This window comes from Desulfosarcina variabilis str. Montpellier (assembly GCF_048565275.1).
Taxonomy (GTDB): Bacteria; Desulfobacterota; Desulfobacteria; order Desulfobacterales; family Desulfosarcinaceae; genus Desulfosarcina; species Desulfosarcina variabilis.
Window position 1 is genome coordinate 470,509 of sequence record NZ_CP159846.1, and the last position, 14,550, is coordinate 485,058.

The following is a 14,550-nucleotide window of genomic DNA, read 5'->3' on the forward strand; positions in this document are numbered from 1 at the left end:
ATGTTTAGGTGAGGGTTGCCTGCATTCTTAAATATGAAAGTTTACGTCCATGTTTCGTTTTTCTATTGAGCTGACCGTTAAAGAAGCGCATGTCAATGCCCGCCAGCATGTGTCCTATGACAAGTATCTGGTATTTTTCCAGGAGGCCAGACTTGCTTACCTGGAAATGCTGGGCTACCACTTCGATTTTGGCCCGAAAATTGGAGTGATTGCCACAGAGGCCCACTGCGCCTACAAGAAAGAGCTTCGATTAGGTGATAAGATCACGGTTGGATGCAGAATCCGTGAAATCAGAAAGAAGTCGTTCGTTGCGGAATTTATGATCCTTCAACACGATCAGATCTGTGCTGAGGGGACTGTCACCTTGCTCCATTTTGATTATGAAAACAGGAAAGTCGTTGCTTTTGCGCCCCAATTTATTGAAGATGTCAAGGCATATGAGGGGTTGAACTAAGGCCGGTTTGAACAGTCCACCTTTTGATTTTCAGTTTCTTTTTTGACAATCAACGCCCGGGGCATCCCCTATTTTGGAATCAGGTGGCTGATTTCCTTGACAATAGTATGCCCCTTTAGGTACCAACAAGGATAACACGCTCAAACAATCACTCCCCCCAATCAAGAGGTCCGGATATGAGTTGCCCGTATTGCCAGAAGGCGGCTCTTGCCAATGCCAAATTTTGCCATCAGTGCGGACGCCGATTGACAATCGACTGTCCTGCCTGCGGTGCTTCGAATCCATTCAATAGTAAATTTTGCGGTGAATGCGGCAACGCTTTCGCGGATGGTGCCGTGAGTGATGTTGCCCCATCTGCTTCATCCCGTGACGCTGTAAAAAGACACCCTGTGGCCCAGGGTGAACGTCGCCATTTGACTACCCTGTTCACCGACCTGACCGGTTACTCACGAATGATGGAAAAATTCGACCCTGAAGATGTTCAGGGCCTTATGGAAACCATCACCGCCCGGAGCGTGAAGATCATTAAAGGGTACCATGGCCATATCGAGCGAATTATCGGTGATGAAATATTAGCCGTATTCGGCCTTCCCGTGGCCCATGAAGACGATGCCATCCGGGCCATCAAGGCGGCCCGTGAAATTCATGCGACAGTGGCGGACATCAAACCCAAAAGTATCTTATTGGAAAAGCCGCTGAGCATGCACACCGGTATCAATACCGGGTTGGTGGTCACGGCTCACTCGGCACCTGTCGATGGAACCTTTGATTTATCCGGAGAAGCGGTCAACATTGCCTCGCGCCTTTCCGATGCGGCCGAGCCCAATGAGATCCTGGTGGGGCCGGAAACATACCGCCAGGCCTTTGGATTTTTTGATTTCGATGCCAAGCCGCCCATGACGGTAGAGGGCGCAACGCGCCCGATCTGTATCTACGCCGTAAAGGATGAAAAAGCGCGCCCTGTCGCCGGTCGCCGAAAATTGAGGTTCAACGCCGAACTGATCGGCCGGCAGGCGGAGCTGGATCTTTTACTGCAAAAAATGGAGGCGCTCAAGCAAGGCACGGGGGCCGTCATCTCCATTGTCGGTGAGGCCGGCACGGGAAAAAGCCGGTTGCTGGCGGAGTTTGAAAGAAAGGTCGCCGCTAAGGGGGTCAACTGCAACTGGATCGTTGGTTACGCGTACGCGCACACCCAGCAGGTTCCTTATTATCCTTTGGTGGGGATTGTCCGGCGGTGGTTGGCCCTTGACGGATCGGCCACTGCTGAGGAAATGAGTGCCGGCATTGCCCAGCGGGTCGGCGGACTGCTAGGACCCAGGGCAGAGGAGATCCCTATCATCCAGGGGCTCATCGGGCAGGATGTTGCCGAAACAGAGAGCATGAGCCCTGAACAGTGGCGCGAACGATTGAAAACGGCCATGCTGAATCTATTGTCCGCCATCGCCAGCCAAGCCCCCACCGTGTTTTGCATGGAGGACGTGCATTGGGGCGATGCTGCATCCCTTAAATTGCTCAAAGAAATCATTTTCAATTTCGAGCAGCCGGCAATGGTGATCTGTACAACCCGGCCCCATGCAAGCCTGTTTACCAGCCATGAGACAGAACTGCTCGCACCCATCTACTCGGAAATCCGCATTGGTGAACTGTCGTCATCGGAAACCGAAACCATGATGGCGTCCATGCTCAATACCGATATCCTTCCCGAAGATTTATGCCGCCTGATTCATCAGCGGACCGAGGGGAACCCTTTTTATCTGGAAGAAATCCTCAATGCCCTGGTGGATTCTGACATCCTGGTGTTTGACGATGGCCATTGGCAAATGAACCGGGCCTTCAAAGAGGCGGATATCCCTTCCACCATTCACGGCATCATTGCCTCGCGCATGGACCAGTTGTGCCAACAGGACAGGCGTATCCTGCAGGAAGCCGCCGTGATCGGCCGGGCGTTTCTTTACGATGTATTAAAACGGATTTCGGTTTATGCCGATGCCGTGGACGACGGCCTGTACAAGCTGGAACGGGCCGGCCTGATCCAACCCCGGGCCCTGCAACCGGAGATGGAGTTCATGTTCAAGCACGCGCTGATCCAGGAGGTCGGCTATGGCAGTCTGCTGCGCCGTGAACGGCAGCGGGTACATGAGCGTATCGGACGAACCATAGAACATCTGTACCAGGATCGCCTGTCCGAATTTGATGAAACATTGGCGATCCATTTCCAAAAGAGCATTGCCACGGACAAAGCCACCGATTATCTGATTCGCTCCGGTACCAAGGCGTTGCGGCGATGCGCCCTGGACGAATCGGATCAGTACTTTAAAACCGCCAAATCCATGCTCGAGCAAGAGCAACTGGCCGCCCCGGAAACCAAAAAGCGGCTGCTGGATGTGGTCAACCAGTGGGCCTTCGTTTTCTACTATCGGGGGATGAATCGTAACCTATTAGAACTTCTGGAAAAACAGCGATCATTGGTGGAGGGTCTGGGTGACCCGGTGAGAGAAGGCTTTCATTGGGCTTGGCGCGGCTGCGCACTCTGGCACCGCCATCGTTTCAGGGAATCCTTTGATAGTCTGAAAAAGGCGCTGAAGCTGGGACAGACCGCTGCGCATGCCGATCTGATCGGCTATGCCAGTACCTGGCTGAGCTGGCCCTGCACGGAGTTGGGCCGATTTGACGAAGCCATCCAATACAGCGAGAAAGCCGAGACCCTGTTTGTGGATGGAAGGGTGCAAGACGCTTATTTGTATTTCAACGCCCTATTTGGCAAAGGCTATGTGAATTGGCACAAGGGGGATGCAGAAAACACCCGAAAAATCGGTAAGCAATTATTAAAATTCGGTAAAATGCACGGCAATGTCCGCAGCCTGGTTTCCGGCCATTGTTGTCTGGGCTGGAAGGGACTGATTATCGGAGACATCGACGCTGCCACGGCCAGCTTTAAAACTGCCGTGGGGATGTCGGCTGATCCTTGGTATTCACAGTTTCCCAAGCTGGCCCTATGCTACGGCGCCATCAGTAACGGCAAAATTGAGGAGGCGTTGCCCCTTTTGGATCAGCTGATCGCTTTCAGTGATGATAATGGTGCTGAATTTGTTGGCGAACCGGCTAATTTTTTCAAGGGCCTGACCACCATAATGAATGGTCAGATTCCTAAGGGCCTGGAAATCATGGAGTCGCTGCTATCACGGTGGCAAACCAGCGGCTGTCGCCTGCGCGGCCTCACCTGCGGATACGTCATGGGGCAGGTCTACTTGCTTTTCTATCAGAGTGCCTTGCAGACCGCCGGCCATCCGGTATCATCCCAGGCGGCGCAACTGGCCGAGAAATGCATCCACTGGTTTCAAATCAGTTTGTCGGAAGCGCGGGACATGGGGGCCATTGTCCTGGAAGGGCAGGTATTGTTGGGATTGGGGAAGGCACTGGCCATGATGGATCAAACCGGCCAGGCTGCTGACACATTACAGCAGAGCATGGACGTATTTGCCAAAATACAGGCCACTTTCCATCTCAAGCGGGTCAAGGGCGCGATCGAGGCATTGCCGGCGTCGACATCCGGGATAACGATCTAATGTCTATCCAGAAATGGCTAATTGCTATCAATAGAAAACGATTGAATTCCATATTCAATGTTCGAAGTTGAATGTTCAGTGTTCGATGTTCATTGATCCGTTTCTTAGCCCCCTTCGAGGGGGCTTCATCAAACCACCTGCTATGCAGGCGGCCGGTGATTCGCCCAATTTCGGCGTTGAGCGAAAAATTTTACCACTTAAAAATGTGGAACCGGAGCAAGAGGGGGTGCGAGGGAACTGAGCACGTGGGGGTGTTCAGTTGGACAGCGGTGTGCCCATTGCAGTGCTCCGGTGTAACTATATTATAGTGTTGAATGGGAGGCAGATCAAGTGCTGGATATTACCATGTGGTAATTTTGAGATCAGGTTTTGGTAAGTTTCAGGTGGTAGGCTGTAGGCCAATGATGGGATGAACCCAAAACGATACTTCCTCCTTATTCTTCTTCCCCTATGCCGGGCCACCGTTAAAGTGGCCCGGCCTTCCTTTGTCTATTCGGATTGGAAACTGCGAATAATATACCCGCCGGATTTTTCGTCGGGTTCCAGTTCCATGAGACCGCGGCTGGAGGCTTCATCCAAAAGGTGTTTGAAAGAGCGAAATCCATAATAGGACTCGTTGAATCCCGGCCGGCGGCGCTTGAGGGTTTGTTTGACCATGGATCCCCAGATTTTGTCCTCCGACCCGCGTTCTTCGGCCAGGGCCTCGAGGGTTTCCATGACCAGATCCAGTGCCTCCTGGGTCAGTGTCTCGGCGTCCTCCTTCGATCCAGCCTCATGGGCCTGGGGTTTGAAGCCTTTGGCCGGTGGTTTGCGGGCCGGTTTTTTGGCTTTTTTCTTCTTGCGGACCAGATTATCGTAATAGATGAATTCATCACAATTGGCGATCAACAGATCCGAGCTGGAATTTTTCACACCCACGCCAATGACGTTTTTATTATTTTCGCGCAGTTTACTGACCAGTGGGGAAAAATCCGAATCACCGCTCACGATCACAAAGGTGTCCACGTGGGCTTTGGTGTAACACAGGTCCAGCGCATCCACCACCATGCGGATGTCAGCGGAATTTTTGCCGGATTGACGGACATGGGGAATTTCGATCAGCTCGAAAGCCGCTTCGTGCATGACGGATTTAAATTCTTTGTAGCGTTCCCAGTCACAATACGCCTTTTTAACCACGATACTGCCTTTGAGCAGGAGACGTTCGAGTACCTTGTTGATGTCGAACTGGGCATAGCGCGCGTCACGCACGCCCAGGGCGACGTTTTCAAAATCGCAGAAAACGGCCAGGTTGGCGGTTTCCATCGTTTTGGTCATGATTTCCTTTCCGGACCAATGGGTCATTTCAAGATAGGCACCAAGTCAGATTTACAATTCGTAAACCCATCTTATCTTCAATAGATAACAATGCCAACCGGAAAGGAGACCGCCATGGTCGAACTTCAAGAAATATCCGATGCCTATTCTCTGGAAACCGTAAATCTGGAGGTCAGCGATACTGACCTTGACCTGGCCGCTGCCAGTGCCATTGCCAAGACCAACGCCAGGTCCATCAACAGCAATGCCATGATGCTGTCTTACCACAGCACGAAGACAGGCGAATTCTGGCCCAATTACGAATGCGGCGCTGGCGACGGCCGGCCGCCATGGATCGTTTTTGCCGAATCGCGCGGCTACAACCTGAAAATCGATATCAACAACGGCGAGTTTGAATTTTTTTACGTGCGTCTGTGAACAGTTCTATCGCATCATAGACAACGGCCGCATGATCTAAGGTCCGACCACGGGTAGGGACGGATTGTGGATTCATGCTTTATCTTTTTTTAAGTGGGTAACAAAGTTTACTCGCAGGCCCTATTGCCTGTCAATTGGGCTGTGAAAACAAAGGGAAAACGTGTCGTCGGGACGATGCTGCAATGGCGCTGAACCCGGCTCTATTTTGCATCCGGATGTTGACAGTTGGAATAAACCCCCTCAATATAGTGAATGCACCTCATGATGGGAAACCTGTGTTTCCCATCAATCATTTCTCGATCTAAAAAATAAATTGGAAAATCGATAAGCGGTGCACAGGTCCTGCTTTTTAACCCGTTCCCAGAAAATTAGGAAAGATGCCCATGGTGGCGGTGAAAAAAGTCCGGAAAGCGATGAATATTGATCCTGGTCGGATAAATCCCTCGTTCGTGCAGAAGAAGGAGGTCCCATGGTACAGCCAATCAAGGTTCCGGATATTGGAGAGAAAGTAGAATCGGGAGTAGTTGTCGTTGTCCACATCAAGGTCGGAGATACGGTGGTAGTGGACGACACCGTGATTGAATTGGAAACGGATAAAGCATTGGTAGAGATTCCATCGCCCTTTGCCGGCCGGATTACCGATGTGTTGGCCAAGGTTGGCGCCCATATGAAGGTTGGAGATGCCATCGCCCGTATCGAAATTGAAGCGGCTGACCCATCCACCGGTTTGAAGCCGTCGGTAGTAGACGGTGACGGTCGGATGAATGAACCCGAAGGCGGGGAAGCCGAAGCCGCCTCGGATGCTAAAGATCAACCACAGCCCGACCCATCCGACATCCCGATTACGCGGACGATGGTGCCGGCATCACCGTCTATTCGTCGATTGGCCTGGGAATTGGGGATTGATCTTTATTCGGTCGATGGTAGCGGGCCAGGAGGTAGAATTTCGGAGGCGGATGTCAAGGGCCATGGTCGTCAACAGCAGACGGATGCATCGAAGCCGGCGCAATGCTCTTCCCCTTCCGATGCGAACCATTGGGGAGACGTTGATATTCAGGAAATGGACACGGTCCGCCGTTTAACGGCGCAAAGTACATCGGCCTCCTGGACCACCATTCCCCATGTGACTCAGTTCGATGAAGCAGATATTACTGGAGTGATGTCGTTTATCGAGAAAAAGTCCCATGAATGTCAACAATTGGGTGTCAAACTCAATTTGACCGCGATTATTACCTGGATCTGCGCTCAGGGGCTGAAGCGTTTTCCCCGGTTCAACGCCAGCATTGACGTTTCAAAAAACCGTATCACGCTCAAGCGTTATGTGAATATCGGCATTGCTACGGACACACCGCGCGGCCTGCTCGTGCCGGTGATCCGCGATGCCGATCTGAAAAGTCTACTAACAATTGCCGAATCCATTGATCTACTGTCGGCCAAAGCACGCAATAAAAAAATACGTTCCGACGAAATGGATGGAGGCACCTTTACCATTTCCAACCAGGGGGGAATCGGCGGGACAGGATTTACACCGTTGGTGCTGTGGCCTCAGGTAGCCATTTTAGGGGTGAGCCGATACGGTATAAAACCGGTTTATATCGGGGACCAATTTGAACCACGGACAATTTTACCGCTTTCTCTTTCTTACGATCATCGCAACATTGACGGTGCTGATGCGGCGCGATTTTTGCGCTGGATCTGTGAAGCACTGGAACAGCCACTCAATCTGTTTATTGATTGAATCATTGGTGGCTGACCCGGTGGCCTTTTAAAAACGTGCCTGCGAATCCCGTCTTAAGGCTTGCGAATTCCAAACCATCGGCTGTATAAAGACTTCTTTGCGGTGACAGGTGCGGCGCTTGACACCGACGTCTGATACTTTCCCCCAAATCCATCAAGTATTTGAAAGCGAGTATCATTTATGACAGACAATAACACCCAATTGGCGGTGATCGGTGCTGGTCCGGGCGGGTATACGGCCGCTTTCCTGGCCGCCGACATGGGGATGACGGTTACCCTTATTGATCCAGCTGATTATCCTGGCGGGGTTTGCCTTTACCGGGGGTGTATTCCTTCAAAGGCGCTGCTTCACGTGGCCAGCCTGATCCATGACGTGGCGGCGGCCGAGTCGTGGGGGGTATTTTTTGGCGAGCCTAAAATTGATGTTGAACAAATGGAGCGGTGGAAATCCAAGGTGGTAACGGACCTCACCAGCGGTTTGGGACGTCTGGTCGCTCAGCGTAACATCACCTACCTGCGGGCCACGGCCAGGTTTGTTGACCATCAAACGCTTTCTTTGACCGATCCTGACGGCAAGACAAGTACTTTGAGATTCGAACATGCGATTGTGGCTACCGGCTCCCGGGCTGTAGATCTGGATCTGCTGCCTGCAGACGACGAGTACATCTGGAATTCTCGAAATGCCCTTGACCTTAAAACGGTCCCCAAGTCACTGCTGGTGGTGGGGGGCGGTTATATCGGTCTGGAACTGGGCAGTGTGTATGCGGCGTTGGGGGCGGAGGTTACCGTCGTGGAGATGCTTCCCCATTTGCTGGAAGGTGTGGATCGGGATTTAATCCGATTTCTTACCAAAACACTGACGACGCGTTTCAAGGCAATTTTGACCCATACAACAGTAAAATCGGCCAGTATCCAGAAAAGCGGTGTCGATGTCACGTTGCGCACGAGTGGCGGCGAGACGACCAATCAGTCGTTCCAGCGAGTGCTCGTGGCTGTTGGGCGCCGTCCCTTTACAAAAGGCCTTGGTCTGGAAAAAGCCGGCGTGAACATGGGTGAAAATGGTTTTGTGAAAACAGACCGGCAGTGCCGGACAAGCACGGATACCATTTTTGCCATCGGTGATATTGCCTCCCAGCCCATGCTGGCTCACAAGGCCTCCTACGAGGCGCGCATTGCCGTGGAAGCCATTGCCGGAAAAAATGTCATTGTGGATCCGGCAGCCATCCCGGCCGTGGTGTTCACCGATCCGGAGATCGCCTGGGTCGGTCTTTCCGAAACCGCTGCCAAAGAAAAGGGTATCAACATTGAAGTGACTCGATTCCCCTGGGCCGCCTCGGGACGTGCCATGACGCTGGGGCGCAGTGATGGTCTGACCAAACTGGTGGTTGATCCGGATTCCAAACGTCTTTTGGGAGCGGGTATCGTTGGCCCAGGGGCTGGCGAGTTAATTGCCGAAGCAACACTGGCCCTCGAGATGGCTGCCAACACCACGGATATGGGATTGACCATCCATCCTCATCCAACCCTATCGGAAACATTGAAGGAAGCCGCAGATATGATCGACGGGACGGCAACGCATTACTTTCGCCCAAAGCGGAAGAAAAAAGAAGCTTGATAGCCATATCCACCAAGCCGGTGGATGCGTTTTCCCATAGCTGTTTTGTCCGCTTCGACCGACTTTTTTGAAACGACGGCAATTGGGCGGGAAGAAAGGTATTACCATCCAGGGCCATCGCATTTGTCACGTTTTTGTCGAAAACCTCCATCATTTTCTTGCATTTCTTCAGGTCCGTGATATGGTTTAACTATCATCAGGGTCTGCCAGTGATGACAGACCGGTTTCTTTCTGAGGGATCGATCCATTTGTTAAGAGTGGCGCCTGAAGTCTGAAGCAATGATTCAATTTTTTACCCGTAGGAGGATGTAGGCATGGCAAATGGTATCGTGAAGTGGTTTAATGACAGTAAAGGTTTTGGTTTCATTGAGCAGGAAAACGGCCCGGATGTATTTGTTCATCATACGGCCATTGTTGCCACTGGATTCAGATCTCTCAGCGAAGGTGACCGGGTAACGTTTGACATTGAGGAAGGTCCCAAAGGACTTGCCGCTGCAAATGTAAAAGTCGTTTAACGTTACCTAATCCCGTTTTTAAAGGGAGCATTGCCTAAATGGCAATGCTCCCTTTTTTAGTTATTGTCCTTCCAGAAATGGCTAATTGACCGATTTGAGTAGCGCTTTTCGCTAAGGGGCTCGCGGTCACCGCCCGACATAGAAGATCAATGTACTGGTGGATCTCAAAGTGATAATCCAACGGCGAGATGGGATCGCGATAGTACCATCGGTTGTATAGATTGGCCAACGATCCCATGACGAGATTGCGAAACACACGACTACTGATGTCCCGGCGAAACTCTCCAGATTTTTGGCCTGCCTCCAGTACCTCTACCATTTTATCGTGGTAACCGACAAAAACGGAATGCGCGCTGCTGGTGTAAAATTGGTTGCTGAGTTTGGTGTCCCTTAAAAAAACGGTTACCAGGTCCTTGTCTGCTGAAAAAATAGAAAAGTGGGCCCACATGATGTGCTGTAATCTGGAGATGGCGGTGGAGAAATTGAACGCAGCGTCCAGCTCGGTTTTGTAGAGAGCAAAATATACCCTGGTGATGGAAAGCAGAAGTGCTTTTTTTGTTTTAAAATATTCATATACGGTACCTTCGGCAACACCGGCTTGAGCGGCAATGTCAACAATCGTCGTGGCATCGTAGCCTTTACGGCTGAACACTGTTTTGGCTGCTTCGAGGATAGTAGCGTATTTTCCCTGCTCGGTATGGGCGTTCGCTTTTGGGGGAGGGTCCTCAATCATACCGCGCACAAGGGCCATGATTTGATCAAAGTCTAAACGGGTGTTGGGTGTCTGCTCAGTGCCCAGGCAAATGAGTGCCTCCTCGTCGAGCAGACCAAAAATCATCGTTCGCGTAACGTTGATATTCAAATCCTTCCGGAATAGCCCCGTCTGGATACCGTCTTCCAGGATCTGGTCCAGGATGCCGACATAGCTGAGCAGGGTGTTGAAGCTCTCGTGCTCGAGGAAGCTCGGTTTGCCGCGGGCCTCGAGCAGGATGCTTTTTCGGACCTGGGTGTTCTGATCCGTATCGTTCATATAAAGGTGGTACCAGATCATTTTGCCCAGTCTGGCCACCGGTCCCAACACCCCTTGCAGATGGAACAACAGCTCGTCCAGTGCGGTTTGCTGAAGATAGTCGAAGACCCGATAGATCAGATCCTCTTTGTTTTTGAAATAGTGATAGATGATCGAATCCGCCACCCCGGCTTTTTTTGCCATATCGGTGATCGTGGCCGCCCTCAACCCCTTGGCGGAAATGACCTCAAAGGCGGCTGTTAGGATTTCCAATCGTTTGCCGGTATATTGGTGATGCTTTCTTGAGGCGTTTGCCAAAACGCCGTTTTGACGCCGACCTGCGTTGGCGGGGTCTGGCATTGGGCTGGCTTGCAGATGATTAGGGGTGGATCCATTATTGGACATGGGTGTCTCTCCTTCCAGGCACAATTGTCATCAATGGCAAACTATGAAATACGAACTGAATCATATTCGCCTTCAGTTTTCAACCATTGGCCGCATTCCCGAGCCTCCGGGCAAATCGATACCCGCGTTAAATCATTGAACACCGGACCATCCCGAATGTTCCCGCCTTGATCCAATGGCAGAAGAAATGAAGACCAAACAAAGAAATAATTGAGGCGCATTATACTTGGTTTTGGATGGTATATGCGTCCAATTACCTATTCCCATACCTGTCGAGTATTCAATGTATAGGGCGTGTTTGTGGTTAGAATAATTATTTAACCCAATAAACATTGGATATTATATATATTCTAATGAACTTAATTCATAAACGGTATAAAATTCAAAAAATTTGTTGACAAAGTATTTCATAGCTGTGAAATTGAATTGAATTCAATAAAGATCTATTGCAAAGTTAACTTCGATAATATGAAATTTTATTACTGACCTGACAAATGAGAGCCGTATACCGGTTCTGATTTGACCGGTCGGTTGGGTCGGTTGATTAAATATTCTTTAAATTAAAGTATATTAATATATTTTTAGGATTGTTTGAGGCATGCATAGATTCCCGCCGTCGATAAACGGGCAATGAATTTGTGCAAAATATTGAGTAGAAAATCATTCAAACTTAGTGGGCGGTAACAGGTAAGGTTGTCACATAAATCAACAGGGAGGAAACCATGGCCAACTGTAGCGACTGTGCATCCTTTTTCAAAATTCCGGAAGACGATTTGGATTTTGAAGCAGGAAAAGGGGATTGTGTTATTCAGCATCAGGACCAGAAGGGAACCTTTTGGACTTCAAAACCGGTTTTTGAATCGGATTCGGCGTGTGATCAAATGAAACCGCGGCGGTGATCGATCCAGCGCTATGTATAGTGCCTGTGAACCATCGACGAAGGGACCGCAACAACAACAAAGACATCCAGTGAAAAAGAATAAGGAGGCCGTTGATGCCGATTACTGAAAGAACAAAGCGATTGAAGGAACGCTGTCGGTTTAAACATGTGGCAGGCGGGGAATATGTCGATCCGGCGGTGCGTGCGGGAATTGAACGGGCACGCTATATTACCCAGGCCCATAAAGACCATGTCGGAGAGGCCACCCCCATTTTGAGAGCCCGGCAACTGGAAAATGTAATCACCAACATGGCCATCCACATTCAGGAAGACGAATTGATCGTGGGCGCCAACACCGAGCATCCGGACTATTTCCCCCTATATCCAGAACTGTCGTATTTTGCCACGATTGACATGGTGGAGAGCCCCTATTGCCAGAATAAGGAAGAGATGCGTGAAATTGCCGAGTACTGGCGGCCTTACACCATTCAGACCAAGGGCGAAAAATATTTTAGCGAGGAAGAACTGGACGTTGCCTATTCTGCAACCATCGTTCAGCCGCCCATGTTCGTTACCGCTTTCTCCAGTATCATGCCCAACTATGAGAGCATTCTGGAAGACGGACTGGAAAAGCGTATTGAAGCCGTTGAGGCCAAAATCGAAGAAGCCAATGCCCAGCTGCGCGAAAGTCCCTGGGTGGCCAAGGACAATCTGCCCCTGCTAAATAAAATAGATAAATGGCGGGCCATGGTCATGGCCGATAAAGCCGTCATGGCTTGGGCACAGCGGTATTCGCGGCTGGCCAAGATCATTGCCGAGAATTTCGAGGATGATGACCGGCGATGTGACGAGCTGATGGAAATTTCGGATATCTGCCGTCAGGTTCCTGCCAAGCCGCCGCGAGGATTGCGTGATGCCATGCAATGCAAATGGTTCACCTATTTGATCTGCCATTCCATCGAACGTTACGCCTCCGGTTACGGCCAGAAGGAAGACAAAATACTCTGGCCCTATTACAAAATGAGCGTTATCGAGGGCAGCGGGCAGCCCATGACCCGTGAAGAGGCCCAGGAGTTGTTCGAGTGCGAACGGCTGAAGGTGTCCGAACACGGCAGCACCAAGGGCCGGCAATTGCGGGAGTTTTTTGCCGGTGCCAATGACCTGTTCATTCTGACCATTGGTGGGCTCAACGCCGACGGCAGCGACGGGTGTAACGACTGCACGGATGCCATCCTGGATGCCGCGGCCAGCATGAAGACCACTGAGCCGTCAATCGGTTTCCGCTGGAACGCGAAAGGCCGGACTCAGACCAAACGCAAAGTCTTCGAGTGTATCCGCAAAGGCATGGGTTTCCCTTCCATCAAACACGATGAAAACGGAATTAATCAGCTGATGAACTACTTTAACGTGCCCGAGGAAAAGGCCAACGAGTGGGCGTTGGTGCTGTGCATGTCACCAGGCATCACCGGGCGCCGCGGCACGCAGAAAAGCCGTACCGAGGGCGGAGAGGATATCTACCCCGGCAAGTTGCTTGAACTGGCATTGGCTGACGGATATGATCACTTTTTCACCGACATGCAGCTGGGACCCAAGACCGGTGATGCATCCCGCTTCGAGTCGATCGATGATCTCTGGGAGGCCTTTCAGTTGCAGACGCGCTATTCCATTGATCTTGCCCTGCGGGCCAAGGACATCAGTCGAACCCTGGAGGCCACCTATCTGCCGTGTCCCTTCATATCCAGTTTGGACGACGGTTGTGTCGAAAAAGGTATGAACGACACCGAGATCGCCGAAGTTCCCAATCCGTGGCACAACATGAATACCGGCAGCACCTGTGTGATCGATTCCTTTGCCGCCATTCAGAAGCTCGTTTTTGATGAGAAGAAGTACACCATGGAGCAGCTTGTAAAGGCCCTGCAAGCCAATTGGGAAGGATGTGAAGAAATGCGTCAGGATTTTTGGAACGCACCGAAATTCGGCAATGACGATGATTACGCCGATGAGTGGGGCAAGCGTTACTACAACCTGATGGCCGACGAGTTCTCCCGTGTGCGTACGTATTCCGGTACGTATCCCCTGCCATTGGCTCAATCCGTGGCCGGTTACATTGTCAATGGACCGAAAACAGGCGCCTTGCCCAATGGTCGGCACGGCGGAGAGGCATTGGATGACGGCGGCATTTCCCCCTATATGGGATGTGATGTCAAGGGACCCACGGCGGTATTGAAATCGGTAGCCAAGGCACCGCACAAGCGTTTCAAGGGCATGTTGCTCAACCAGCGCATGGCCCCGGCCATGATGAACGCCGAAGGTGGGTTTGAACTGTGGCATGCCTACATGAAAACCTGGCACGAACTGGGGTGCGATCATGTGCAGTTCAATGTCGTTTCCACGGATGAATTGCGGGCGGCCCAGAAGGAGCCGGAGAAAAATACCGACACCATTGTACGGGTAGCCGGTTACAGTGCCAAGTTCATTGACCTGGCGGCCTTTTCCCAGGAAACAATCATCGCCCGCACGGAGCACGAGCTGGAACGCTGATTCTTGCCATAACGATTCCTTATAGAATACTAAAAAGTGACGCTCGGTGGTAATTGCTGCCTGGCGCCACTTTTTTTTCCTCATGAAAAAGATCCTG

At 51.2% G+C, this 14,550-nt stretch carries 10 protein-coding genes; 8 read left to right on the top strand and 2 right to left on the bottom strand.

Going from position 1 to position 14,550, the window contains the following annotated elements:
* Nucleotides 1-49 precede the first annotated feature (49 nt).
* Complete coding sequence (locus tag Dvar_RS02115; RefSeq protein ID WP_419660077.1) at nt 50-454, top strand: acyl-CoA thioesterase; 405 nt, start codon at nt 50-52, stop codon at nt 452-454.
* Nucleotides 455-630: 176 nt separating this feature from the next.
* On the top strand, nt 631-4,020 hold the full coding sequence (locus Dvar_RS02120; protein ID WP_419660078.1) for an AAA family ATPase: 3,390 nt from the start codon (nt 631-633) through the stop codon (nt 4,018-4,020).
* 489 nt (nt 4,021-4,509) lie between these two features.
* Here Dvar_RS02120 and Dvar_RS02125 read toward each other — a convergent pair whose 3' ends face one another.
* On the bottom strand, nt 4,510-5,334 hold the full coding sequence (locus Dvar_RS02125) for an NYN domain-containing protein (RefSeq protein WP_419660079.1): 825 nt from the start codon (nt 5,332-5,334) through the stop codon (nt 4,510-4,512).
* Nucleotides 5,335-5,448: 114 nt separating this feature from the next.
* On the opposite strand from Dvar_RS02125, the gene Dvar_RS02130 reads away from it, so the two are divergent.
* The 4 genes from Dvar_RS02130 (at nt 5,449) to Dvar_RS02145 (ending at nt 9,618) form a co-directional block, all read left to right on the top strand.
* The gene (locus Dvar_RS02130) at nt 5,449-5,751 is read left to right on the top strand and encodes an AF1514 family protein (protein WP_419660080.1); all 303 of its coding nucleotides are present in this window, start codon (nt 5,449-5,451) and stop codon (nt 5,749-5,751) included.
* Nucleotides 5,752-6,220: 469 nt separating this feature from the next.
* A complete protein-coding gene (locus Dvar_RS02135; RefSeq protein WP_419660081.1) occupies nt 6,221-7,489 on the top strand; it encodes a 2-oxo acid dehydrogenase subunit E2 in 1,269 nt (422 codons plus the stop codon).
* A gap of 180 nt (nt 7,490-7,669) precedes the next feature.
* Nucleotides 7,670-9,103, top strand: a complete 1,434-nt coding sequence (gene lpdA / locus Dvar_RS02140; RefSeq protein ID WP_419660082.1) for a dihydrolipoyl dehydrogenase — start codon at nt 7,670-7,672, stop codon at nt 9,101-9,103.
* A 314-nt stretch (nt 9,104-9,417) separates the two neighbouring features.
* Nucleotides 9,418-9,618, top strand: a complete 201-nt coding sequence (locus Dvar_RS02145; RefSeq protein ID WP_419660083.1) for a cold-shock protein — start codon at nt 9,418-9,420, stop codon at nt 9,616-9,618.
* Between the two features lie 34 nt (nt 9,619-9,652).
* On the opposite strand, the gene Dvar_RS02150 is transcribed toward Dvar_RS02145, so the two are convergent.
* Complete coding sequence (locus Dvar_RS02150; RefSeq protein ID WP_419660084.1) at nt 9,653-11,032, bottom strand: TetR/AcrR family transcriptional regulator; 1,380 nt, start codon at nt 11,030-11,032, stop codon at nt 9,653-9,655.
* A gap of 722 nt (nt 11,033-11,754) precedes the next feature.
* Between Dvar_RS02150 and Dvar_RS02155 the strand changes: the two genes are divergently transcribed.
* Both Dvar_RS02155 and Dvar_RS02160 read left to right on the top strand, forming a co-directional pair.
* Nucleotides 11,755-11,931: a benzylsuccinate synthase gamma subunit family protein gene (locus tag Dvar_RS02155; RefSeq protein WP_419660085.1), complete on the top strand. Its 177-nt coding sequence runs from the start codon at nt 11,755-11,757 to the stop codon at nt 11,929-11,931.
* Between the two features lie 95 nt (nt 11,932-12,026).
* Nucleotides 12,027-14,453: a glycyl radical protein gene (locus Dvar_RS02160; RefSeq protein WP_419660086.1), complete on the top strand. Its 2,427-nt coding sequence runs from the start codon at nt 12,027-12,029 to the stop codon at nt 14,451-14,453.
* Nucleotides 14,454-14,550 lie beyond the last annotated feature (97 nt).

Coding starts and splice junctions, on each gene's coding strand:
- Dvar_RS02135 (WP_419660081.1), top strand. CDS start 6,221: ATGGTACAGCCAATCAAGGTTCCGGATATTGGAGAGAAAGTAGAATCG.
- Dvar_RS02145 (WP_419660083.1), top strand. CDS start 9,418: ATGGCAAATGGTATCGTGAAGTGGTTTAATGACAGTAAAGGTTTTGGT.
- Dvar_RS02115 (WP_419660077.1), top strand. CDS start 50: ATGTTTCGTTTTTCTATTGAGCTGACCGTTAAAGAAGCGCATGTCAAT.
- Dvar_RS02125 (WP_419660079.1), bottom strand. CDS start 5,334: ATGACCAAAACGATGGAAACCGCCAACCTGGCCGTTTTCTGCGATTTT.
- Dvar_RS02120 (WP_419660078.1), top strand. CDS start 631: ATGAGTTGCCCGTATTGCCAGAAGGCGGCTCTTGCCAATGCCAAATTT.
- Dvar_RS02150 (WP_419660084.1), bottom strand. CDS start 11,032: ATGTCCAATAATGGATCCACCCCTAATCATCTGCAAGCCAGCCCAATG.
- Dvar_RS02160 (WP_419660086.1), top strand. CDS start 12,027: ATGCCGATTACTGAAAGAACAAAGCGATTGAAGGAACGCTGTCGGTTT.
- Dvar_RS02155 (WP_419660085.1), top strand. CDS start 11,755: ATGGCCAACTGTAGCGACTGTGCATCCTTTTTCAAAATTCCGGAAGAC.
- Dvar_RS02130 (WP_419660080.1), top strand. CDS start 5,449: ATGGTCGAACTTCAAGAAATATCCGATGCCTATTCTCTGGAAACCGTA.
- lpdA (WP_419660082.1), top strand. CDS start 7,670: ATGACAGACAATAACACCCAATTGGCGGTGATCGGTGCTGGTCCGGGC.